Source organism: Rhodococcus sp. D-46 (assembly GCF_011290655.1).
Classification (GTDB): Bacteria; Actinomycetota; Actinomycetes; order Mycobacteriales; family Mycobacteriaceae; genus Rhodococcus_F; species Rhodococcus_F qingshengii.
The window spans coordinates 235,081-258,013 of sequence record NZ_JAANTF010000009.1 but is presented as its reverse complement, the minus strand read 5'-3'; the positions used below and the strand labels follow the sequence as shown (position 1 = coordinate 258,013).

Genomic DNA, 22,933 nt, shown 5'->3' with positions numbered 1-22,933 from the left:
TAGAGGCATCACCGATCGGGCGGATTCACCCGGTAACCGTCACCCGTCGCGATCACATCCGCTACGTCCCCGCGGGGACGTCCACAACTGCGGTCGCACCCGGCCCAGTGCTGGCGCCCGACAACGGGAAGTTCTGCCTGCTCGACGGCGGTGATCGCGTCGGCGCGCACATCGGCGAGCGACTTCTCGCATCCCGGACTTCCGGTGCAGGCGGTGACCTCGAGCCACGGTGAGTTCTCGTCGAAGATCAACCCCATGGGTGCCAGCACCCGGACTACCTGCTCGGCTGCCCATTCGTCGAGGTCGAAGATATGCACCGATCGCCACGGCGTCACGACGACGGGCTTGTCGACGGCGGCGAGGAACTCGGCCAGCCGAGCGTCGAGCAGCCCGAATCGCAGGCCGCCGCCCAGAGCTACGGTCCCGTCGCGCTGCTCGAGCCAGCCGATAGTGGGCCGTGCATCCGGCGTGAGGTCCGCCGCAACGGTGGACTCGGCGCTCAGACCCAGCTGCTCGAGGGTGCGTTCGATTCCGTCCGGAACCTCGGCCAGGCGCCAGTGCTTGTCGCGGACGTCGAGGAATGATCGGGCCGCCTCGAGGAGCAATTCGACGGCGTCGTCCGCCTGGACGAGATGAGTGGTGTGGTGACCGGCGAGCACCAGTGAATGCTCGGTGGCGCTGCGCGCATGGAGTCCGAAATCGCCCCGTAGCCCGGTGATGTCTCCGCGCCCGTCGTCGAGGGTGAACAGGGTTCGCCCTGGCAGATCTGCCAATGCTTGATCCGCTTGGATCGCCGAATCGAGACGGTGGACCAGTTCACGAATGTCGGCGACGCCCCCGATACGGCCGGACAGTGGGGACGCGAGGATGTTGCGCACTCGTTCGTGCGTCGCGGACGGCAGCAGACCGGCCGAAGCGATACGCGCCGCGAAGGCTTCGGGGTCCGAGACCGAGCGCAGTTGTACGTTGCCCCTCGAGGTGAGTTCCATCTGCCCGTTGCCGAGATCGCGCGCTGCGTCGGCGAGCGTCTGCAATTGGACCGGGGTGAGGAGTCCGCCGGGTAGGCGCACGCGTGCCAGTGCGCCGTCGGCGGCGTGGTGAACTTGCAGTGCACCCGGGCACGCGTCTGGCTGTGAACGGTCCGTGGGCATGGCTCCAGGGTACGACCTGTCATGAGTGCCTTCTGCGGACCGGTAGCATCACCACCACCAGTGACGGCAGTTGAGGAAACCGGTGGAAGTCCGGTGCGGTCGCGCCACTGTGAGTGTTGCTCGAGCGGGACGTGTTTCCGCTCGGAAACACGAGTCAGACCCTCAACCGCCGTCGATGACAGATCTGTGCCACGGGGCGCGAAACCCCAGGAAGGCTTCACCCGTGATTCTTCTGCTCTCCACGTCCGACACCGATCTGCTGAGCGCCCGCGCCAGCCAGGAAGCCGGCGACGGAGTCTCCTATCGCTGGGCCAACCCCTCACGCTTGCTGGTCTCGGAGGACTTGCCGCCCTTGCTCGACGGCGTCGACCTCGTGATCGTTCGTATCCTCGGCAGCCGTCGCAGCTGGGAAGACGGCCTGGACATGGTCCTCGCCTCCGGACTCCCCGTAGTCGTTCTCGGCGGCGAGCACGCGCCGGACGCCGACCTCATGGAGTGCTCGACGGTCTCCGCCGGCGTTGCTGCCGAGGCACACAACTACCTGGCCGAGGGTGGCGCACAGAATCTGGCACAGCTGCACCACTTCCTGTCCGACACCGTCCTGCTCACCGGCCACGGGTTCGAACCGCCGGCCCACCTGCCTTCCTGGGGCATCGCTGATTTCGCGCCCGATCTCGACTCGGCGAGCGGTCCGGTCATCGCAGTTCTGTACTACCGCGCCCAGCATTTGGCCGGAAACACCCGGTACATCCAGGCGTTGTGCGACGCGGTCGCCGAGGCCGGTGGCACCGCGCTGCCGATCCACTGCGCATCTCTGCGAACCGCAGAAGCCGAACTTCTGAGCACGCTCCGCCGCGCCGACGCCATGGTCGTGACAGTTCTTGCTGCCGGTGGCACGAAGCCCGCGACCGCGTCCGCCGGTGGCGACGACGAAGCCTGGGATGTCGCCGCACTCGCTGCGCTCGACGTCCCCATCCTGCAGGGCCTGTGCCTGACCAGTAGCCGCGCCACCTGGGACGAGAACGACGACGGACTGTCGCCTCTCGACGTCGCGACCCAGGTCGCGGTGCCGGAATTCGACGGCCGCATCATTACCGTCCCGTTCTCCTTCAAGGAAATCGACTCCGACGGACTGTCCACGTACGTCCCCGACGTCGAGCGCGCTGCCCGTGTCGCCGGGATCGCGGTCCGTCACGGCAAGCTGCGCCACATTCCCACCACCGAGCGTCGCGTTGCTCTGATGCTCTCGGCGTACCCGACCAAGCATGCCCGCATCGGCAACGCCGTCGGTCTCGATACTCCGGCGAGCGCAATCGACCTGCTCACCGAAATGCGTTCTGCCGGTTACGATCTCGGTCCGGTCGACGGTCCGGACGCAGTTCCCGGCCTGGCGGCGAAGGACGGCGACGCGCTGATCCATGCCCTGATCGCGGCCGGCGGCCAGGATCCCGACTGGCTCACTGCCGAGCAGCTCGAGGGCAATCCGATCCGCATCTCGGCAGCGAAGTACCGCGAATGGTTCGCCACCCTGCCCGAGGAACTGCGCAGCGGCGTCGAAGAGCATTGGGGCGCAGCGCCCGGAGAGCTGTACGTCGACCGCTCGCAGGATCCGGACGGCGAAATCGTCATCGCGGCACTGCGATTCAACAACATCGTGCTCATGGTCCAGCCGCCCCGTGGATTCGGCGAAAAGCCCGTCGCTATCTACCACGATCCGGATCTGCCGCCAAGCCATCACTACCTCGCGGCCTACCGCTGGATCGCGGCGACGCCTGATGCTGGCGGATTCGGCGCCGACGCCGTTGTACACCTCGGCAAGCACGGCAACCTCGAATGGTTGCCCGGCAAGACACTCGGCATGTCGAGCAACTGCGGCACCGACGCGGCCCTGGGCGACCTGCCGCTGATCTACCCGTTCCTCGTCAACGACCCGGGTGAAGGAACACAGGCAAAGCGTCGCGCCCACGCGACTCTCGTCGATCACCTGATCCCGCCGATGGCCCGCGCCGAAAGCTACGGCGACATCTCCCGTCTCGAGCAACTGCTCGACGAGCACTCCAACATCTCCGCACTGGACCCGTCTAAGCTGCCGGCCATTCGCCAGCAGATCTGGACGCTGATGCGGGCAGCCAAGATGGACCACGACCTCGGCCTCGCGGAGCGTCCCGAAGAAGACGTGTTCGACGACATGCTCCTGCACGTCGACGGTTGGCTGTGTGAGATCAAGGACGTCCAGATCCGCGACGGCCTGCACATTCTCGGCCGCGCACCCGAGGGCGACGCCGAAATCGAACTGGTCCTGGCCATGCTCCGTGCCCGTCAGATGTGGGGCGGCGAACAGAGCGTCCCTGGTCTGCGCGAAGCTCTCGGGCTCAGCGAAGACGGCGACGAGTCCCGCAACCGTGTCGACGACGTCGAGGAAAAGGCGCACGCTCTGGTTCGCGGCATGTACGACGCCGACTGGAACCCCGCTGCGGCAGAACAACTCAGCGACGACGAGACCGTCGTGAAGATCCTTCAGTTCGCGGCCACCGAAGTGATTCCACGCCTCCGACAGACGAACAACGAGATCAAGCAGGTCCTGCACGCGCTCGACGGCGGCTTCATCGCCGCCGGCCCGAGTGGGTCACCGCTGCGCGGCCTGATCAACGTGCTTCCCACCGGTCGTAACTTCTACTCCGTCGATCCCAAGGCAGTTCCCTCACGACTGGCGTGGGAGACCGGTCAGGCGATGGCCGAGTCGCTCGCCGCTCGATATCTCGCCGATCACGGCGAGTACCCGCGCTCGGTGGGTCTGTCCGTGTGGGGTACCGCCGCCATGCGTACCTCCGGCGACGACATCGCCGAAGTGTTCGCGCTCCTCGGTGTTCGCCCTGTCTGGGACGAAGCAAGCCGACGCGTGGTCAACCTCGAGGTCATCGATCTCGAAGAGCTCGGCCGCCCGCGCATCGACGTCACCGTCCGCATCTCCGGATTCTTCCGTGATGCGTTCCCGCACGTGCTCGCACTGCTCGACGACGCTGTTCAGTTGGTCGCCGCATTGGACGAGACGGACGAGCAGAACTACGTGCGCGCCCACGCGCAGGCCGACCTTGCCGAGCACGGCGATGCCAGGCGTGCGACCACTCGCATCTTCGGTTCGAAGCCCGGAACCTACGGCGCCGGCCTGCTGCAACTCATCGACTCCAAGACCTGGCGCGGTGACGACGACCTCGCCGAGGTGTACACCAACTGGGGCGGCTTCGCGTACGGCCGTGGGCTCGACGGAATCCCGGCAGCCGACGACATGCGCAGTGCATACCGTCGAATCAACGTGGCGGCCAAGAACACCGACACGCGTGAGCACGACATCGCCGATTCGGACGACTACTTCCAGTACCACGGCGGCATGGTTGCCACCGTGCGCGCGCTGACCGGAAAGTCGCCCGAGGCATATATCGGCGACAGCACTCGACCGGAATCGGTTCGCACACGCACACTTTCGGAAGAGACCGCACGTGTCTTCCGGGCGCGCGTGGTCAATCCACGCTGGCTCGACGCGATGCGCCGTCACGGGTACAAGGGTGCGTTCGAGATGGCGGCCACGGTCGACTACCTCTTCGGGTACGACGCCACCACAAACGTGGTCGCGGACTGGATGTACGAAAAGCTCGCCGAGACCTACGTTCTGGACGAGCAGAACCAGAAGTTCATGACGCAGTCCAACCCGTGGGCCTTGCACGGAATCGCCGAGCGGCTCCTCGAAGCCGCCGAGCGCAACATGTGGGAGCACCCCGAGCAGAAGACACTCGACGGCTTGCGTCAGGTGTACCTCGAAACCGAAGGCGAACTCGAGGGGGAGTAAACCTCGAGAATCACCGGCAGGTCCGGGCGCTGAAGTGTGTCAGCGTCCGGACTTGATGATCTGAGCGATGTTCCGCTCCGCCAGAGCAGTGATGGTCAGTGACGGATTGACGGTGCCGGTGCTGCCCGGAATGGCAGCGCCGTCCATCACGTACAGGCCGTCGTAGCCCTTGACTCGCCCGTAACCGTCGGTGGCCTTGCCCAGAACCGCACCGCCTAGGGGATGCGCGGTGAACGAGGAATTGACGTCCTTCGCGAACGGCAATGCCGACGGCAGCGTGGTGCCGGCGAAGGCCATCTTGTTCTGGACGGCGCGTAGTGCCTCGACGGTGGCGTCGTTGCCGTTCTTCGGCCAGTTCAGCACCACCCGATCGGAGCCGCCGTCGTAGGCGAAGTCGGCGCGCTGCGAGTCGAGGGTCATCCCCAATGTTCCGAGCATGCCGATGTTGACGGGTAGGCCGGGGACGTACCAATTTTCCAGGGAGAGTGGCATTCCCGACTCGTCGACGATGCGTGATGCCGACGGTGCGGCTTGCGCAGTGCCGTCACTGAAGCCGAACGAGCGCACCATCCCGGCGTCGCCGTTCGTTCCCCAGCCCTTACCGACGTGTTCGTTGAGGTTGGGCAGCGCGCCCGTCGCCTGGGCGCGTACCAACAGTTCGGACGTGCCGATCGAACCGGCGCCGAGGAACAGACGGTCACAGGTAAGAGTCTTCCGGGCCAGAAAGCCACCCGTCGGATCCGTCGATTCGACGTCGACGACGTAGCGTCCATCACGTTCGCGACTGATCGCGAGCACCTGATGTCCGTAACAGACGGTGGCTCGTCCAGTGGCTTCGGCGGCAGGAATGTAGTTCTGTGTGAGGTCGAACTTCGCGCCGTTGGAGTTACCCATGTTGCTGTCACCGACAGTGGCCGAGGCTCGGGTTCGGCCGTCGAGTTCTGAGCGCACCACGTCCCAGTTCCAGATCCCGTCGATCCGCTGCGGATCGAATCCGGCACGACGAGCGTCCTGATCCCAACGACGCGAGTGACCGAAGTTCGGGGTTTGGTAAATGTCTTCGGGCAACGGGCTCAGACGCAGCATCTGGCGCACTTTGGGGTACCAGGTGGACGCCATCTCGTCGTAGTCGAGGGAGTTGCCGAAGACTGCGTCGAAGAATCGGCGCTCGGGCGCGATCATCACGCCGGTGAAGATGATGGAACCACCGCCGACTGCAGCGCCGCGCCATACCGAGATGTGTTCGTAGTCGGTGGCATCGAGGACGCCGCTGAAGTAGTCGCACGCCACGGGGAGTCCGGTGAGGTTGGTGAACGATGTTCGCCGGAAGACTCCGCGGCCGTCGGCCAGCATGTCGGAGGTGTGAATCTCCCGTTGCGGATCGTGGGGCCACCGAAGTCCGCGTTCGAGGATGGTGATCTGGCTGCCGCTCTGCGCCAGTCTGAGGGCGGTGGCGCTTGCGCCGAATCCGGACCCGATGACGATGGCTTCGGAATGCTCCGGGGGAGTAGGAGAGGGTGCGAACAACTCGGGGACGAGCGCGCGGTAGTGATCAGCACCCATCGGGAGCGCCCGCAGTGGTGCGGGGGTGGCGTGGCTGGTCGACGTCGAGATGAGCGGTGTCGCGGCGGCAACTGCTGCCCCCGCCCCGGCGGCTTTGAAAAAGTCACGACGCTGCATGTCACGGCGCTGCATGTGTAAGTTCGACTCCCCAGTTCGACGGTTTGCCTCAGAATAACTCGAGATGGAGTTCGGGGACGAAACGGCGTGTCCGACGTCAAGAAGAACCGGATAAAACGTGCATAAGTGGCACTTCCTGGGTGGTACTGATCGGTCGCCAGATAGTCGCGGAAACCTGTCGATGTTCAGCGAGAGGCGCTCGCACCTATCCTCGAGGAGTGAACTCCGACTTCAAGCGCGTCTCCGAGGCCAAGTACGTCCTACTCACGACCTTCCGCAAGGACGGAACGCCGGTGGCGACTCCGCTCTGGGCCGCGCCGGACGGCGACAAGCTCCTGATGTGGACCGTCACCGATTCCTACAAGGTCAAGCGGATCAGGCGAAACCCGTCGGTCACAGTCGCTGCGTGTGACGCTCGGGGAAATCCCAAGGGTGAACCGGTGGCCGCCGTCGCCGAGATCCTCGACGGACCGGGCACCGATCATGCTCGCGACGCGATAGCACGTCGGTACGGAATCCTCGGCTGGATCACCATGAAGGGCAGTCTCCTTCGCCGCGGCAAGACCGGAACGATCGGACTTGCCGTCACTGCAGCCTGACCGCGCGTCAGTTGCCGAGCAGATCGTCCAACGCTGAGTCGAAGCGCGGATAGGTGAATGTGAAGCCTTTGTCCGCCAACACTTTCGATACGGCTTGACGACCCGTCAGGCCCAGGGCAGCGTCGCTGCGAAGAAGGAACGCGCCGATTCTGACCATGAAAGCGGGCGTCGGCGGCGCAGGTGGCCGGTGAAGGTGCTTGCGCAGCCCGGCCATCAGTTCTGAATTGCGGACGGGATCCGGAGCCGTCGCGATGACCACGCCCGAGGCAGCCGAATCGGGTTCGAGTGCCCAACGAACGATCGACAGCCAGTCCTCGATGTGAATCCAACTGGTCCACTGCCTACCCGAGGCGACGCGTCCGCCCAGACCGAGACGCACGAGCAACAGCAGTCGCTCGAGCGCCGGTGTGCCCTTCTCCAACACGACACTGGTTCGCAGGATCACCACTCGTGACGCGTTTGCACCCTCGACCGCTGCCTCCCAGTCCTTTGCGACGTCGGTCATCTGAGGTGGCCCGTCAGCGAGGGGAGAATCCTCGTCCAATCGTGCCTCACCCGCATCGCCGTAGATCGCGAGCGTGCTCGCCTGGATCCACACCGGAACAGGGTTCGCCAGTAGTTTCGACGCTTCAACCAGCGCGCAGGTCGGATCGACTCGGGAACTGGTGAGCAGTGCGATGTTTGCCGGGGTGGGTCGGCGATCGACCAACTCGCCGGCCAGATTGATCACCGCGGCGCCGTCGAGTTCTCCTGCCCAGTCTCCGACCGTGACACCGTCCCACTGAACCTGCCTGTGCCTGCCGGGTTTCGGTGAGCGAGTCAGGACCACGACGTCATACCCACGGTCGGCGAGATCGTCGCTGATCCGGCGGCCGAGAGCGCCGGTGCCGCCGGCGATCACGACCTTCGTCATCACTGCGCCTGGCTGACCGAGGACATGTGGAAGTCGGGAATCCGCATGGGCGGCATGGCCGTGCGGGTGAACCAGTCTTTCCACTCCCGGGGAAGCGTGATCTCGGTACGTCCAGCCTCGGTGACCCGCCGCAGGAGATCGAGAGGGCTTTCGTTGAAACGGAAGTTGTTGACGGCGCCGACGATCTTGCCGTCCTCGATCAAATACACCCCGTCACGGGTGAGTCCGGTCAACAGCAGCGTCGTCGGATCCACCTCACGGATGTACCAGAGGGTTGTGAGCAGTAGACCCTTCTCGGTACCTGCGATCATGTCCTCGATCGAGGTGTCGTCACCACCGGTCAGGGTGAGATTGTCGCCGGGAACTGCGACAGGTCGACCGAATTCTCGTGCAGCGTGGCGCGGGTACGCCAGCGCATTGACGACGCCGTCTCGGACCCAGTCGACGGGTTCGATCTCCATACCGTTGTCGAACAGTGAGACGGATTCACTCGACGACGTCGTGATCACGAACGGCGCGGATTGCAAGCCCTCGGCGCCGGGGTCGGAGGTGAGTGTCAGTGGCAATCCGAGCTTCTCGCCGATCCGGGTACCACCGGTGGTGGACAGTGCGGTGTGGCCCTCTTCGGCGCCGCGACCCTCCATGGTCCACATCAGATAGATCATCAGGTCCGCCACAGCCGACGGCGGAAGAATTGTCTCGTAGCGGCCGGCAGGCAGACTGACGGAGTTACCCGCCCAGTCGAGTCGAGTGGTCAACTGCGACAAGAGCTTCGGTATCGAGATATCGCTGAAATCGACAGTTCCGGATCCGACCCAGGCACTTGCGTCGCCGCGCTTGCCGTTGATCTCCACGGAGCCGGTGGCCTGAGCCGTTCTACGTCGCACGCCCGTCGAAGTGCCGAGCCAGGTGGTGTGCAACTGGTGGTGAGCGAAGCCGAACAACTGGTCGCCGCCGTCGAAGGCCTTCGACAGGTCGGCAGCCAACGGCGCAAAGACACCGATGTCGGTCAGGGCGGCCGGCAGGTCCCAGTCGGTCTCTGCCGCCGACTGCGTGATCAGGTCGGACGCGTCGTCAGCCGGAGTGGCTGTGCGAGCAGCTGCCTCGCTTGCCTGTACGAGTACGGAAATCTGCTCCGGATCGACACTGCTGGAACTGACAGTGCCCACCTTCGCGATGTCACCCTCGCGCACGATCGAGATCACCGTCCACGTCCGGGACAGCGAAACTCCGTTGGTGGTCATCGAATTGTTGGCCCACCGCAGCGACGCCTCACTCGCATCGGTCACGATCACCAACGATTCGTCTACCGTCCTCGCGGCCAATGCACGCTCGACGACCTGCTGCGGATCGATCACTGCTGAGCCTCCGAACGAGTATTGAGGATGTTGACTCCGCGGAACAGAGCGGACGGGCAGCCGTGGCTGACCGCCGCAACCTGACCGGGTTGTGCCTTGCCGCAGTTGAACGCGCCCTGCAGGCGCCAGGTCGACTCACCGCCAACGGCTTCCATCGAGCCCCAGAAATCCGTCGTCGTCGCCTGATACGCCACGTCACGCACCTGACCGTCGAGCTTTCCGTCACGGATCTTGAAGAACCGCTGACCGGTGAACTGGAAGTTGTAGCGCTGCATGTCGATCGACCAGGACTTGTCACCGACGACGTAGATGCCGTTCTCGACTCGCGAGATCAGGTCTGCAGTCGAGGTGTCCGTAGAAGGGTCGGGGGAGAGCGAGACGTTGGCCATTCGCTGGATGGGAACGTGATGTGCGGAGTCTGCGTACGAGCAACCGTTGGAACGCGTCAGCCCCAGCCTCGGCGCGAACACGCGGTCTAGTTGATACCCGACCAGTGTTCCCTCTGCCACCAGATCCCACCGTTGAGAGGCGACGCCGTCGTCGTCGAATCCGACGCTGGCCAGGCCGTGCTCTTCGTTACGATCGGCGGTCACGTGCATGAGTGGCGTTCCGTATTTCAGCGTTCCCAGCTTGTCCGGCGTCGCGAACGACGTACCGGCGTAGGCCGCTTCGTAGCCGATCGCGCGGTCGTATTCGGTGGCGTGTCCGATGGATTCGTGGATCGTGAGCCACAGATTGGTCGGATCGATCACGAGGTCGGTCGGACCCGCTTCGACGGTCGGTGCCTTGGTCTTCTCGGCCAGCCACTCCGGGATCTGCGCGAGCTCATCGCCCCAGTTCCATGTGCTCTCCGCCCCGAGGTACTCCCATCCGCGGCCTACCGGCGGCGCCAAGGTGCGCATCGATTCGAAGCTGCCGGCCGACTTGTCGACGGCGGTCGCCTCGAACTCGGGGTGCAGACGCACCCGTTGCTGGGTGATCGACGAACCGGCCAGATCCGCGTAGAAGGTCTGCTCCTTGACCTGGAGGACACTCGCCGTGACGTGATCCACGCCGTCGGCGGCTTGAAGCCGTCCGGAGTAGTCGACCAGCAGGCCTACCTTCTCGGCCGTCGGTGTCGCGAAGGGATCTTCGAGGTACGGCGACACCCACGTCGCGTCGGCGTAGACGGGCTCGTCGGCGAGTGTGACCGGATCCCGATTGAGCGAGCGCAATGCCTTCGCGACCTCGACCGCTTGGCGTGCCAGCGCAGCAGCGACATCGGGGGACACCTCGGCGTGCGAGGCGAATCCCCACGTGCCGTCGACGATCACACGGACGGCGACCCCGGTCTCGTCTCCGTCGGACACCGCCTGAACTACGCCGTCGCGCAACCTGATCGACTGTGTGAGCACGCGGTGGACACGAACATCGGCGTGCTGGGCGCCGGCCGTTCTCGCTGCCGACAGCGCCGCATCAGCGACAGCTCGCAGCGGGAGGGCGAGGAAATCTGCATCGACATCTCGGGTGACGGTCACGCACACGACGCTAGCCGACGACCGCCGATCTCAGCCGAACTGCTGCCATCCGAGGCGAATCACCATGGCGATCACGACCACCAACAGCGTGATCCGCACGAATCCGGATCCCTTGCTCAGCGCCATCCGCGAACCGATGACCGCGCCGAGAACGTTGCACACCGCCATCGCCAAACCCAAACTCCACCAGACATGCCCGGTGACGGCGAAGTAGGCGAGCGCGCCGAAATTGGAACCGAGATTGATCACCTTCGCCATCGCTGCGCTCCGAACGAATTCGGTTCCGAGGAAGGTCGCGAAGCTGATGATGAGGAAGGTGCCGGTGCCGGGTCCGAGCAGACCGTCGTAGAGGCCGATGAGTCCGGCGGAGAGCAGCAGGACGAGGACGGTCTTGCGCTGCGTCGGACGATGGGTCGCGATCGTGGTGCCCAGCGTCGGACGCATGGTCACGAAGACGGCGACGGCGACGAGGACGACCATCACGATCGGAATGAAGTACTTCTTGTCGATCAGCGAAACGGCCGCCGCCCCGCACGCGGCCGTCACCGCAGCCAACGCGGCTGCCGGCGCCATCTGCCGCCACTCCATCGGGATTCGACGGGAGAACGTGTACACCGCAGCACTCGTCCCGGTGAATGCCGTCAATTTATTGGTGGCCAGTGCCGCCTGTGGGGTCAATTGCGGGGCGACCAGAAAGAGCGCCGGCAACAGAATCAATCCACCGCCGCCGACCACGGCGTCGACCCAACCCGCCGCCGTCGCTGCCGTCATCAGCAGTCCCCAATCAGCAATATCCACGGCGGTGACTCTTTCACAGCTGTGACACTCTTGAGCACATGCGGAGGTTCAGCCTGTGGCTGCGAGGAAAGCCGATGATCGCGGACAGCGCGCTGGCGCTCGTGTTCTTCGCGCTCGAGGTAGTCACATTCGTCAGTTCGCCGCGTGAGGAGCGGTGGCCTCAGCTCGTCGTCGGATTTCTGATCTGCCTTCCCGTCGTGTGGCGTCGCAAATATCCGCGTGTGTCCGCTGCGTCCATATTGTCGATGTCGTACTTCGCGACCCTGATGATGTGGGCGACTGGGGATCCGGCTGCGGAACATCCAGGCCTGCTGGCGCTCGGAGTTTCGCTCTACACACTCGTCGCCTACGTCGATCGGCGTACCGGGGCGATATTCGCGTGCTTCCTTGCCCTGGACATGACTCTCTCGTTGCTCGTCATCCGCCAAGACGTGATCCTGACGATCATCATCGCGACGCTGCTCTATGCACTGGCCTGGATCACCGCCGAGTTCTTGAGCGCCCGCCGCGCCTACGACGAGGAAGTGGCCGCCAGACTCGAAGTGGCCGAATACGAACGGGATCGGCGTGCCGAGGATGCGGTGGCCACGGAAAGAACCCGAATCGCCCGCGAACTCCACGATGTCGTCGCCCACGCGGTCAGCGTGATGATCGTCCAGGCGGACGGCGCGTCGTATGCGGTCGATTCCAATCCCGCGTTGGCCAAGAAGGCGCTCGGCAACATCTCCAGCACCGGACGCGACGCCCTTGCCGAGCTTCGCCGTACCGTCTCGCTGCTGCGCACCGAGGTCAGTAGTGATGCGATGCCGCAACACGGAACTGCCGGCATTGCCAAGGTCGTCGAGATGATGCGGGCCGCCGGTCTCGGGGTGCGGCTAGAACTGACCGGCGAGCTCGACGACATCAGTCCATCGGTCAGCCTGGGCATTCATCGCCTCGTTCAGGAATCACTGACCAATGTCCTCCGCCACGCCGGCGCAAACCCGAAGGCCCGAGTCACCGTGCGCCGCACCGAGACCGCGGTACTACTCGAGGTCGTCGACAACGGAACGTCGAGTTCGACCTTCTCCCACGGTTCGGGGAATGGACTGGTCGGCATGCGTGAGCGGGTGGCCGTACTGCACGGGACACTCGAGACGGGACGACGCCCCGACGGCAGTTGGCGTGTGTACGCAGAGTTGCCGCTCGAGATCCACGATTGATACCGGCTCGCCGCAATCGCATTGGCACCGACGTCTCAGGCCCGATAGGTTTACGCCGTGCCCATCACCGTGCTGCTAGTCGACGATCAGGAACTCATGCGGATGGGCCTGAACATGGTGCTCGAAGCTCATAAAGACATCTCCGTCATCGGTGAGGCCGGCGACGGGGCCGCGGCGGTCGCAGCGGCGGTGGCGCTGAAGCCTGACGTCGTGTTGATGGATGTGCGGATGCCGATTGTCGACGGGGTGAAAGCGACCGAGCAGATTCTTGCCTCCGGGATCGAATCCAGGGTCCTGGTGATGACGACCTTCGACCTGGACGAACACGCTCTCGGTGCCTTGCGCGCCGGAGCCAGCGGCTTCCTTCTCAAGGACACCCCGCCCGAGGATCTCGTGTCGGCTATCCGCAGCGTGGCAGCCGGTGACGCGGTTGTTTCCCCGAAGGTGACACGTCGTCTGCTGTCGAGGTTCATCGTGGACGGTCCGGCGCCCCGGCGCGATCCGGTAGTTCTCGACGTCCTGACCGAACGCGAACGCGAAGTCCTCGGACACGTGGCCACGGGGCTGTCGAACATCGAGATCGCACAGCAGCTGTACCTGTCCGAATCGACGATCAAGTCGCACGTCGGACGCATTCTCACCAAACTCGATCTGCGTGATCGTGTGCAGGCTGTGGTGCTGGCCTACGAGACCGGACTGGTGACTCCGGGCGCGTAGGCCAGCCGTCTGTCAGGCAGCGAGCGTTTCGCTCTGCTCAAGCATCAAAAGCGCCCACTGTTGGCAGCACGATGCAGGTCTTCCCGTCTGCGTAATCGACATTGCCGAACAGAGCGGCAAACACCTTGCCGTCACCGGTGTCGACGACCTTCGAGAGCAACGGCGTATCGAGTACGGGCAACTTCTCGTCCAACGGGACGATGCCGCCCTTGAACGTGCCGACGTTGATCCAGGCAACACTCAACCCTGAGGTCTTGGGTATGCCGACGTAACCCGGGATTGCCTGGAAACGGAGATGGTCGGCCTCGACCCACGGCGGCAACGGGAAGTTCGGACCGGCCTGTGCGGAGCTGAGGGTTACGGTGACGGGTTCACCGGCCACGCCACACCCGACCGTCGGTGCGGGGTACATGAACGACTGCGGCTTGGTGACGCCGATGTCCGGGAGATCGAGAGCGGTCGTGATCTGATCAGCGCCTGCCGTGCCGATCAACTGCTGAACAGCAGCAGAGGCTTCGGGGGAGATGGCTGCGGCCTGCGCGATCAGTGCGGCAATCCCTTCGGGTACTACCGGTTCTGCGGCCGCGGTTCCCGCGCTGATCATCGCGCTGCCGGCGGTGAGTGCCACGACGGCGGCAGTGCCGGCGATGGCAGCGGGAATGCGTCGGGCGAGTGTCTTGCCGGGGAGTCGGCTCATGTCGGGCTCCTTCATTTCATGAGGCCGGGAAATGCGGCCCGAAGTGACTTGACCATGCGCAGAGTCTCAACGTCAACTTGAGGTTTAGAATCGTTAGCGGAGCGTTAGTTAACGCCAGGCAAGTCGCACGTGCGTGAGAGAAGGCCCGTGTGACTCACAGCACCCACCTGTTTTGCACCTCTGCGTCGTTGTCGGGAGAAAAACCGGCCCCTCGAGCGTTGAACGAATAGACCGTCTGAAAGGGGACGTCATGATCGCCGCCGTATTTCTCCTCTACGTGATCGTCGAGATCGCAGCCTTGGTCATCGTGGGCAACGCCATCGGTGTCGCCTGGACAGTGCTGCTGTTTCTCGCCGGATCGCTTGTCGGATTGATCCTCATGCGCTCGCAGTGGCGACGGGTCATGGACGGGTTCCGTAAGGCCACGCGGGGTGAGGGATCGCCGTCACTGGCGGTCGCCGACGGCGCCCTGGTCGCGGCGGGCTCCGCGTTGATGTTCGTACCCGGACTCGTGACTTCGGTTCTGGGCCTGCTGCTTCTGATTCCGCCGACCCGCTGGGCGCTGCGCCCGCTTGCAGTGCTCCTGGCAGGTAAGCGCGCAGCCGCATTTGCCGCCGGTGGTGACGCCTTCGCCGGAACCGTCGGCTACGCGGCGCGGATGCGCGGAAACGGCGAGGTGATCGACGGCGAGATCATCGTCGAGACACCCGAAACCACCGAGTACGTCGCCAGCAACGGCAAGGAACTCGTCCTCGAGGGTGAGATTCTGGACACGGATACACCCACCCGTTCGCGGGGGCCGCAGTACTAACAGGCAGACTGGGTGCTCGTGACTACTCGTCTGCTGGTCAACGGCCGGATCTACAGTTCATTTGCACCTGATGCGACCTCGATCGCCATCACCGACGGCACCGTCGTGTGGGTCGGCGACGAGCGCGCCGGACGGGCGTTGCACCCCGCCGCGGAGATCGAAGACCTGGGTGGTGCGTTTGTCACTCCCGGGTTCGTCGACACCCACGTCCACATCACCGCACTGGGACTCAATCTCGTCGGCCTCGATCTCGTGGGCGCGAACTCTCTGGACGAATGTCTCTCGCGAGTACGAACATTCGCAGCCGCGAACCCCGAAACTGCCCATCCCGACGCAGTCATCTGGGGACACGGTTGGGACGACACCGAGTGGGCCGAGCAGACCCCGCCGTCGACCGCAGATCTCGACGCGGCCGCCCCTGGCCGCAAGGTGTATCTCTCGCGGATCGACGTTCACTCGGCCGCGTGCTCGAGCGCATTGCGCGACGGGATCTCCGGCCTCGCCGACACCGCTGGATACTCAGCCGAAGGCCCGTTGACGTTCGACGCACACCACCTGGCGCGCAATGCCGCTCGGAATCTGCTGACGGAAACTCAGCGCGCGTCTGCTCGTACCGCTGCGCTCGATCTCTGCGCCTCACGCGGAATCGTGGCCGTTCACGAGTGCGGGGGACCGGACATCTCGGGATTGACCGATTTCCAGGAACTGTTGGCCCACGATCACGGCGTGGAGGTTCGGGGCTACTGGGGTGAGCGTGTCGACAGCGAAGAGGATGCTCGCGCGCTCCTCGACAAAACCGGAGCAGACGGACTCGGCGGGGATCTCTTCATCGACGGCTCGCTCGGTTCGCATACCGCGTGGCTGCTCGAACCCTATGCAGACCAACCTGATTCGACGGGCAACGCCTATCTCGACGTCGACGCGATCGCCGCACACATCCGGGCCTGCACCCTCGCGGGTGTCCAGGCCGGCTTCCATGCCATCGGTGACGGCGCCGTCTCGTCGGCAGCGGCCGCGTTCCGCAAGGTCGCCGACGAACTGGGTGGCCCCAAGGTCGCCGCGTTGGGTCACCGCCTCGAGCACGCGGAAATGATGTCTATGGCCGACGCGGAAACCTTTGCCGCCTTGGGTGTCATCGCTAGCGTCCAACCGGTGTTCGACGCACTGTGGGGTGGCACCGACGGTCTTTACGCCACGCGCCTGGGAGTAGAGCGCGCAGCAGCGTTGAATCCGTTTGCACCTGCTGCCGGTAAGGGTGTCTCGCTCGCATTCAGCTCCGACGCCCCGGTCACCCCCATCGAGCCGTGGGCGATGCTGCGCGCCGCTGTCCAGCACCGCACCGACGGAAGTGGAATCTCGCCGCGTGCGGCCTTCTCCGCGGCAACTCGCGGCGCCTGGCGCGCGGGCGGAGTGCGGGACGGCGCCGCGGGAACCCTCAATCCGGGCGCACCGGCCTCCTACGTGTTGTGGGAGGCAGGCGAACTCGAAGTGAGCGCACCCGCCGACTCGGTTCAGCGATGGTCTACCGATCCGCGCTCGCGCGTACCCGCTCTGCCGAGGCTGGCGGAAGATGCGCCGATTCCGGTCTGCATCAAGTCGGTGCATCGCGGACGCGTCGTCTATCAGCGCGGCTCGTCGAGTGAGTGAGGCCGGCGCAGAGGCGTCTGTCGGTGATCGCTCCCGTGTGAGCGCTGTGCTCACCGGTTCCGCATGGCTACGTTCGCTGTACGCGGCCGCAGGTGGATTCCTGATCTTCGCAGGGTTCCCACCCCGCCCGCTGTGGTTCTTGGCGCCCGTCGGGATCGCTCTTCTGACGTGTGTGTTGACGAACTTCGGGCGCGGCGGACTGCGCCTTCGTGCCGGCTTCGGTTACGGATACTTGGCCGGTCTCGGATTTCTGGTGCCGTTGCTTCCGTGGATCGGTGTGTTCGTAGGTGCGGTCCCGTGGATCGCGTTGGCCGCGGTGGAGTCGTTGTTCATCGGACTGTTCGGGCTGCTTGCGGTTCCGGTGGCGAGGTTGCCATGGGCACCCTTGTGGATTGCCGCGACCTGGACGCTCACCGAGTGGCTTCGTTCCAGCGTTCCTTTCGGCGGATTTCCTTGGGGCAGGCTCGCATTCGGTCAATCCGAAGGGTGGCTCCTCCCACTTGCGAGTGTCGGCGGTGCGCCGCTGCTCAGCTTCGCGGTGGCCCTGACCGGTACCGGCTTGGCAGCAGTTGCAGTCGCTGTCGCGGCCAAACGATGGGACCGAGGATTCTTCGGAGCTGTTGCCGCTGCCCTCGTGCCCGTGATCATTGCTCTCGCGGTGTCGCCGTTCTTGTCCACCATGGATTCCGGTGATCGAACGATCACCGTCGCCGCCATTCAGGGAAGCGTTCCGAGGTTGGGCTTGGACTTCAACTCGCAACGCAAGCAGGTCCTCGACAACCATGTCGCCGAAACCGTGAAACTTGCTGCCGAGGTGGACGCGGGCCGCGTCGATCAGCCTGACGTCGTGATCTGGCCGGAGAACGCCTCGGACATCGACCCCCTGCGAAACGCCGATGCCGCTGCCGACATCACCCGGGCCTCCGAAGCGATCGGAGCGCCGATTCTTGTCGGCACCGTACTCGTGAACGCCGATCGTACGACCACCAATTCGGTGATCGTGTGGGACGGCGCCAACGGTCCTCAGGAACAGCACGACAAGAAGATCATTCAGCCGTTCGGCGAATACCTGCCCTACCGAAGCTTCTTCAGGAACTTCTCCTCGTACGCCGATCGCGCGGGCAATTTCGTTCCCGGCGAGGGCAACGGCGTTGTCCATGCAGCGGGGGTACCCATCGGTGTCGCGACTTGTTACGAGGTGGCGTTCGACCGGGCGTTCCAGGAATCTGTGCGCAACGGTGCACAGTTGCTGGCGGTACCGACCAACAACGCCACTTTCGGGGACACCGAGATGACCTATCAGCAGCTGGCAATGTCGCGTGTGCGGGCAGTCGAGCACGGCCGCGCCGTCGTTGTCGCCGCAACCAGTGGTGTCAGCGCCATCATCGCTCCCGACGGTGCGGTGACTTCGCAAACCGACCTGTTCGTGCCGGCGACCCTGGTGGCGAAGGTGCCGCTCTCGACCAGCTCCACCCTTGCCAGCCGAGTAGGTCCGGTGCCGGAGATCGTGCTCAGCATCATCGCGGTCGGCGCGATTGCCATGGCAGTGCTGGCCAGGCGCCGAGATCAGGCTGAGCACTCACCCGAGGAGACTGCGGCAATCTGAGCCGAGCATCGGATATTGGGGCTGCCGATGTTCCGAGGAGCGCCTACGCGGGTACTCGCTGTGCCACCCGTTCCTGCGTAAGGCGGCTTCTTGTGACCGAGCCTGAGAAAACCGAGCCAGACAAGTCCGAGCCCCGGGATGCAGTTCACAAAACCAGTGTCGTCGACGCGGTTCTGCAGTCACCGCTCGCCGGCCTGTCACCGTGGATCTTGCTGTCCTTGCTCTCCGGGCCGGGAAGGTTCGAGGAATCCGCGGCCGCAGCCCTCGGGTTGTCGCTGCTGATCTTGGCGGCCAGTCACCGGCGCGGCGGCACCGTGAAGCTGTTGGAGGTCTTCGACGTCGTGTTCTTCGGCGTTCTGGCGGCCATCGGCCTCCTCGCGTCGGCGAACACGATTCGGTGGTTCGAACTCTGGGGAGGCGAACTGACCAACATCGCGCTGGTGGTCTTTGCCTTCGGATCGATCCTGCTCCGCAATCCTTTCACTTTGCAGTACGCGAAAGAGTCGACGCCCGAAGAGTATTGGGCGACGCCTCTGTTTCTGCACATCAACTACGTCATTACGGCGGTGTGGGCTCTCGCCTTCACCTGGTCGGCCGTAGTGGGCCTGTTCGGAGACGCACTGCTGCACGACGGTGACAACTTCTGGACCGGATGGATTCTGCAGTTGCTCGGAACCTTCTTCGCGATCTCCTTCACCGAGTGGTACCCCGAGTATGCGCCGAACAAGGCCGCTCAGGCTCAGGGCCTCGAAACCGAACCACCGCAGTCGATTTTCAGGCTGTTCGACTTTTTGCCGGTGTTCGTGGCCGTGACCGGCATCGCGGGGTTGGTGACCGACTCCGTTTCCGTGACCGCAGGCGTCACATTGATTCTGGTCGGCGTGTTCGGACATCTGGCGATGCGACGGTTCACCGTCGACTAGGAGCTCTCGGTGATCTCGCGCCTACGGGAACTTGGTGCACGATCGTCTCGATGACCGGCAGGTGCCGGCTGATGCACGGAATTTGTCCGTTTCTGCGATAGTCAGTGCACCTGCCGTGCAATGGAAACGAGGGAAATTGAGCGTTATTTCGAGTACTGCACACAAGCACGAGCCCCTACACGGAAGACGTCCACCAGCGGATCACCGCTTCCTCGGATTCGACACACGAGTCTTTCCACACGCCCTCGCGATCTTGGCGGTGTGGATGCTCTGGACCGTGATCGTGCCCGCCATCGATTCCGCTGTCTCCTCCGAAGATCCAACCGGCGCCGGAGACCGGATGGCCGTGACCGAAACGGTCTCCTTCGCCGCACCTGCGGGCTGGAATGTCGACAGTGGTTTCCGAACCGACCAACATGGCGCGTCCGATTCGCTCCCACGTGTGACGTTGACCGATGGCACCGTCACCGTGAGCGTCGACGCCGACACATTCAGTGGAACTGCCGACGAACTCCTCTCCCAAACAGATGCCGTGAGTCTTGCGACGAACGGCAGTTCCGTGCTTGCGGTCTCCGGTGCGCGCCAGCCGATCAGCACCGCCGGGGGTCTGAGCGGCGTCCAGGTCAGCTTTGACACTCCGCGGTCCGCCGGATCGGTGACCACATTCGTCGTCGACGGCAAGGGAATTCGGGTACAGGTAGTCGGCCCACCCGATCAGATCGCCGCCCGCAGTCGAGAAATCACCGACATGATCGCCTCTATCGGCACACACGAGGGAGACACCAAGTGAGCACCGATCTCCTCGAAACCCGCTCCCGCGCATTCGATACGACGGCCTGGGGCGAGAAATTTCACTTCTTCCAGCCACGCAACGTCGTGTTCTGGATATACCTGTGGATGTGCGGATTCGGCCTCGTCAAAGGCTGGCAGATGTTTGCTCCCTTCGCCGGATACTTCGGGCGCGCACTCCTCGTTGCCGGCATCGTCGGCGTCATCAGCGCCGCGGTCTGGACATGGTGGTTCCGGCACATCGACCGCTACGAACGCCAACCCGTAGGACTAGTGGTCACCGGCTTCATCTGGGGCGCCACCGCAGCAACGTTCACTATCGCAGTACCCGCGAACGGAGCAGTCGGTTCGCTCTACTCGAAGATTTTCGGGCAGGTATGGGCTCAGGACTGGCATGCGGGCCTCTCTGCACCCTTCGTGGAGGAAACCGCCAAAGGCATCGGCATCGTAGTCCTCCTCGCGCTTGCACCACGCCTGGTGCGCACCGCAACCGACGGCCTGCTCCTCGGTGCTTTCATCGGCTTGGGATTTCAGACCAGCGAAGACTTTCTGTACTCGATTGCCGGCGCAACACAGGGCTTCGGCGCCCACCAAACCGACGGCCTGCTCGGTTCCATCGCCACCCGCACCTACTCCGACATCGTCTCTCATCCCCTGTTCACCGCCCTTTTCTGCGCCGGCGTGATCTATCTGATCGGCACCCCGGCCCAGCCCCGGCGGATCGGACGCGGATTGGCGTTGATCGTGGCACCCATCCTGATCCACGGCGTGTGGGATTCCATGCTCGCGATCGCCGGCGGCAGCAGTTCGCTCGTGTTCGTCATCATGATCGGCGACATCGTCTTCGCGTTCACTGCCTTGTGGATCGCGTTCGTCTGGGCGCACCCACGTGAATCCCACTTCGTCCGTGACATTCTCGCCCCGGAAATCGAGTCCGGCGTCCTGACCGACGCCGAGGTGACAGCCGCCGGCGGATGGCGACAACAACGCACTTACGCGAAAGCCGCACCCACTCGCACCGAACGTCGCCAACGACGACATATCGTTCGTGCCGCGCTGGATCTGTGCAGCGACCTAGCTGTCAGCAAGGGCGACGACAGCCCCCAGGTCGTCGAATCACGCAACGAAATCACCCGCCTCCGCCAAGGAACCGCGGCACAGAGCATCACTCGGTGACCGGGAAGTAGCGGAAGAACCGTTCAGCACCGCAAATCATTCACCCACACCCCAGTCGGCCGGGTTGCTTGCCATCGTCACTTGGCAAGCAACCCGGCCGAGTGACTGGGCTACCAGTTCACTCCGTATCGAAGTTTGGTGTACCGAAGTTTGGTGTACCGAAGTTTGGTGTGTCGCGGGGTGGGGGATACAGCTCACACTGGTGCACGAAGCAGTGCCGATGGTTCTCCAGCGCAAGTCCAGGATTTGCGCACTGTCGGCCCGCGAGTGCGCCTGGATGCTGAATGACGTTGCCCTGAAGTGTCTTTGAGGACCGCGAAGCATCCTGAAGTTGCCACGTCGAAGAAGGGCCGAAGTATGACGTCGACTTGTGAACGATCACTCCCCGAAGAACGAGAAAGACCGCCCGGTGTAGAACCGGACGGTCTTGATCGAAGTGCTAGTTCATGCGCCGCGACGCTTGGCCTTCAGCAAATCGAGACGCTCTTTGAGGAGCTCTTCGAGTTCCTCGACCGAGCGACGCTCGAGCAGCATGTCCCAGTGGGTGCGGGGAGGCTTGACCTTCTTGGCTTCGGGAGCAGTCCCCTCCATGAGGGTGCCTTCGAGGCCGTTTCGGCACAACCAGGTGCCGGGGATCTCGGCTTCGTCCGCGAACGGGATGTCGAAGATCTCGCCGTTCTCGCACTTGTACTTGGCCATACGACGGGGCGCGAGGTCATGGTCACGGTCGGTCTCGTAGCTCACAGCTCCGAGTCGGCTACCTCGAAGTACGCGATCTGCCATGGTGGTGTCCTCTCTTCGTTCGTCACCGCTGGTGGGCGCCCTGACTTGGGGAGTAGACGCTCACACTCATCTACAACGCCACGAGCACCCGATTGGTTCCCGTGTGGCGAGAAGACGCAACCTCTCCATCTTACCGGGTACCGTGCGCGTTCATCGAAGGCGTCCGAATCTCGAGTACAGTGTCGATTCATGGCTGAGAGCACACGCGTCGGATCACCGCAGTCTGCGCGTTCGGGAAACCCGTGTGTGTGGTGTGGTCGAGAGGTCGCGGTGACCGGTGTCGGTCGTCGACGCCGGTACTGCAGCCAGTCTTGTCGACAGCGTGCGTACGAGCAGCGCAATGCCGTCAAGGGCACGTCGATCCCGGCTGACGCCGTCATCTTGACCGCAGTCGAAGCGGTCGAACTCGTGGATCGGATGTTCGAGGTCCGATGCGCTGCCGAAGATGTGGCGACAGCAGTTGCCGAGGGCGCAGAGAGTTCAGAGCTCACACAGTTGTGTGAACGGTTGACCGAACTTGCCCGCGAAGCCGAACGTTTCCGGTAGAGCAGGTGTGGGCAACCGGTTTCTAGCCTTGCGTCGAGCACTGCAACACTGCGGTGCTCCTGACGCCTGACGACGACAAATTTTGATCCTGAGTTCGGACCTTCGGGGAGGTTCGGACTTCGAAGCGACCCTTCGTCGAGGTCGATGACCTTCGGCTGCGCTCTCGCAGGATCGCC

The 22,933-nt window shown here is 64.1% G+C and carries 19 protein-coding genes and 1 riboswitch; of the genes, 11 read left to right on the top strand and 8 right to left on the bottom strand.

Annotation, left to right across the window (positions count from 1 at the left end):
* Nucleotides 1–8 precede the first annotated feature (8 nt).
* The gene (gene cobG / locus G9U53_RS24015) at nucleotides 9–1,151 is read right to left on the bottom strand and encodes a precorrin-3B synthase (protein WP_075833204.1); all 1,143 of its coding nucleotides are present in this window, start codon (nucleotides 1,149–1,151) and stop codon (nucleotides 9–11) included.
* A gap of 74 nt (nucleotides 1,152–1,225) precedes the next feature.
* Nucleotides 1,226–1,311: riboswitch (cobalamin riboswitch) on the top strand.
* A gap of 63 nt (nucleotides 1,312–1,374) precedes the next feature.
* Here cobG and G9U53_RS24010 point away from each other — a divergent pair.
* Nucleotides 1,375–4,995, top strand: coding sequence for a cobaltochelatase subunit CobN (locus tag G9U53_RS24010; protein ID WP_165639274.1), 3,621 nt, complete (start codon nucleotides 1,375–1,377; stop codon nucleotides 4,993–4,995).
* A 39-nt stretch (nucleotides 4,996–5,034) separates the two neighbouring features.
* Here G9U53_RS24010 and G9U53_RS24005 read toward each other — a convergent pair whose 3' ends face one another.
* Nucleotides 5,035–6,690, bottom strand: a complete 1,656-nt coding sequence (locus tag G9U53_RS24005; protein ID WP_165639273.1) for a GMC oxidoreductase — start codon at nucleotides 6,688–6,690, stop codon at nucleotides 5,035–5,037.
* A gap of 203 nt (nucleotides 6,691–6,893) precedes the next feature.
* Here G9U53_RS24005 and G9U53_RS24000 point away from each other — a divergent pair, with 203 nt between their 5' ends.
* On the top strand, nucleotides 6,894–7,274 hold the full coding sequence (locus G9U53_RS24000; RefSeq protein ID WP_042450954.1) for a PPOX class F420-dependent oxidoreductase: 381 nt from the start codon (nucleotides 6,894–6,896) through the stop codon (nucleotides 7,272–7,274).
* A 7-nt stretch (nucleotides 7,275–7,281) separates the two neighbouring features.
* Here G9U53_RS24000 and G9U53_RS23995 read toward each other — a convergent pair whose 3' ends face one another.
* The 4 genes from G9U53_RS23995 to G9U53_RS23980 are packed head-to-tail and all read right to left on the bottom strand — an operon-like array spanning nucleotide 7,282 to nucleotide 11,860.
* A complete protein-coding gene (locus G9U53_RS23995; protein WP_165639272.1) occupies nucleotides 7,282–8,187 on the bottom strand; it encodes a TIGR01777 family oxidoreductase in 906 nt (301 codons plus the stop codon).
* Nucleotides 8,187–9,545: a metallopeptidase TldD-related protein gene (locus tag G9U53_RS23990; RefSeq protein ID WP_165639271.1), complete on the bottom strand. Its 1,359-nt coding sequence runs from the start codon at nucleotides 9,543–9,545 to the stop codon at nucleotides 8,187–8,189. Before G9U53_RS23990 ends, G9U53_RS23995 begins: the two co-directional genes overlap by 1 nt.
* Entirely contained in the window at nucleotides 9,542–11,062 is a 1,521-nt protein-coding gene (locus tag G9U53_RS23985; protein WP_165639270.1) for a TldD/PmbA family protein, read from the bottom strand. The genes G9U53_RS23990 and G9U53_RS23985 overlap by 4 nt, the downstream gene beginning before the upstream one ends.
* Before the next feature lie 30 nt (nucleotides 11,063–11,092).
* A complete protein-coding gene (locus G9U53_RS23980; protein WP_030536361.1) occupies nucleotides 11,093–11,860 on the bottom strand; it encodes a TSUP family transporter in 768 nt (255 codons plus the stop codon).
* Between the two features lie 38 nt (nucleotides 11,861–11,898).
* On the opposite strand from G9U53_RS23980, the gene G9U53_RS23975 reads away from it, so the two are divergent.
* Together G9U53_RS23975 and G9U53_RS23970 are read left to right on the top strand one after the other, a co-directional pair.
* Nucleotides 11,899–13,062: a sensor histidine kinase gene (locus tag G9U53_RS23975; protein ID WP_165639269.1), complete on the top strand. Its 1,164-nt coding sequence runs from the start codon at nucleotides 11,899–11,901 to the stop codon at nucleotides 13,060–13,062.
* Nucleotides 13,063–13,119: 57 nt separating this feature from the next.
* Nucleotides 13,120–13,779, top strand: a complete 660-nt coding sequence (locus tag G9U53_RS23970; RefSeq protein ID WP_124568575.1) for a response regulator transcription factor — start codon at nucleotides 13,120–13,122, stop codon at nucleotides 13,777–13,779.
* Between the two features lie 37 nt (nucleotides 13,780–13,816).
* Here the strand turns inward: G9U53_RS23970 and G9U53_RS23965 are convergent, their stop codons facing one another.
* Nucleotides 13,817–14,476, bottom strand: a complete 660-nt coding sequence (locus G9U53_RS23965) for a hypothetical protein (protein WP_003944837.1) — start codon at nucleotides 14,474–14,476, stop codon at nucleotides 13,817–13,819.
* Nucleotides 14,477–14,726: 250 nt separating this feature from the next.
* On the opposite strand from G9U53_RS23965, the gene G9U53_RS23960 reads away from it, so the two are divergent.
* The 6 genes from G9U53_RS23960 (at nucleotide 14,727) to G9U53_RS23935 (ending at nucleotide 21,428) form a co-directional block, all read left to right on the top strand.
* Nucleotides 14,727–15,287, top strand: coding sequence for an FxsA family protein (locus G9U53_RS23960; protein ID WP_003944915.1), 561 nt, complete (start codon nucleotides 14,727–14,729; stop codon nucleotides 15,285–15,287).
* Between the two features lie 12 nt (nucleotides 15,288–15,299).
* Nucleotides 15,300–16,934 carry an amidohydrolase gene (locus G9U53_RS23955; RefSeq protein WP_165639268.1) on the top strand — a complete coding sequence of 545 codons (1,635 nt, stop codon included), beginning with the start codon at nucleotides 15,300–15,302 and terminating at the stop codon, nucleotides 16,932–16,934.
* A 37-nt stretch (nucleotides 16,935–16,971) separates the two neighbouring features.
* On the top strand, nucleotides 16,972–18,540 hold the full coding sequence (gene lnt / locus G9U53_RS23950; protein ID WP_165639306.1) for an apolipoprotein N-acyltransferase: 1,569 nt from the start codon (nucleotides 16,972–16,974) through the stop codon (nucleotides 18,538–18,540).
* Between the two features lie 92 nt (nucleotides 18,541–18,632).
* On the top strand, nucleotides 18,633–19,463 hold the full coding sequence (locus G9U53_RS23945; RefSeq protein ID WP_007729819.1) for a hypothetical protein: 831 nt from the start codon (nucleotides 18,633–18,635) through the stop codon (nucleotides 19,461–19,463).
* A 136-nt stretch (nucleotides 19,464–19,599) separates the two neighbouring features.
* On the top strand, nucleotides 19,600–20,253 hold the full coding sequence (locus tag G9U53_RS23940) for a hypothetical protein (protein ID WP_228400993.1): 654 nt from the start codon (nucleotides 19,600–19,602) through the stop codon (nucleotides 20,251–20,253).
* On the top strand, nucleotides 20,250–21,428 hold the full coding sequence (locus G9U53_RS23935) for a PrsW family intramembrane metalloprotease (RefSeq protein WP_003944910.1): 1,179 nt from the start codon (nucleotides 20,250–20,252) through the stop codon (nucleotides 21,426–21,428). Before G9U53_RS23940 ends, G9U53_RS23935 begins: the two co-directional genes overlap by 4 nt.
* Before the next feature lie 444 nt (nucleotides 21,429–21,872).
* Here G9U53_RS23935 and G9U53_RS23930 read toward each other — a convergent pair whose 3' ends face one another.
* Nucleotides 21,873–22,211: an RNA polymerase-binding protein RbpA gene (locus G9U53_RS23930; RefSeq protein WP_003944971.1), complete on the bottom strand. Its 339-nt coding sequence runs from the start codon at nucleotides 22,209–22,211 to the stop codon at nucleotides 21,873–21,875.
* Nucleotides 22,212–22,400: 189 nt separating this feature from the next.
* Between G9U53_RS23930 and G9U53_RS23925 the strand changes: the two genes are divergently transcribed.
* On the top strand, nucleotides 22,401–22,757 hold the full coding sequence (locus tag G9U53_RS23925) for a hypothetical protein (protein ID WP_042450945.1): 357 nt from the start codon (nucleotides 22,401–22,403) through the stop codon (nucleotides 22,755–22,757).
* The last annotated feature ends 176 nt before the right edge of the window (nucleotides 22,758–22,933 follow it).

Bases quoted from the DNA above. Each gene is read 5' to 3' on its own strand.
- G9U53_RS23960 (WP_003944915.1), top strand. From the start codon at position 14,727: ATGATCGCCGCCGTATTTCTCCTCTACGTGATCGTCGAGATCGCAGCC.
- G9U53_RS24005 (WP_165639273.1), bottom strand. From the start codon at position 6,690: ATGCAGCGCCGTGACATGCAGCGTCGTGACTTTTTCAAAGCCGCCGGG.
- G9U53_RS23925 (WP_042450945.1), top strand. From the start codon at position 22,401: ATGGCTGAGAGCACACGCGTCGGATCACCGCAGTCTGCGCGTTCGGGA.
- G9U53_RS23995 (WP_165639272.1), bottom strand. From the start codon at position 8,187: ATGACGAAGGTCGTGATCGCCGGCGGCACCGGCGCTCTCGGCCGCCGG.
- G9U53_RS23930 (WP_003944971.1), bottom strand. From the start codon at position 22,211: ATGGCAGATCGCGTACTTCGAGGTAGCCGACTCGGAGCTGTGAGCTAC.
- G9U53_RS23975 (WP_165639269.1), top strand. From the start codon at position 11,899: ATGCGGAGGTTCAGCCTGTGGCTGCGAGGAAAGCCGATGATCGCGGAC.
- cobG (WP_075833204.1), bottom strand. From the start codon at position 1,151: ATGCCCACGGACCGTTCACAGCCAGACGCGTGCCCGGGTGCACTGCAA.
- G9U53_RS23965 (WP_003944837.1), bottom strand. From the start codon at position 14,476: ATGAGCCGACTCCCCGGCAAGACACTCGCCCGACGCATTCCCGCTGCC.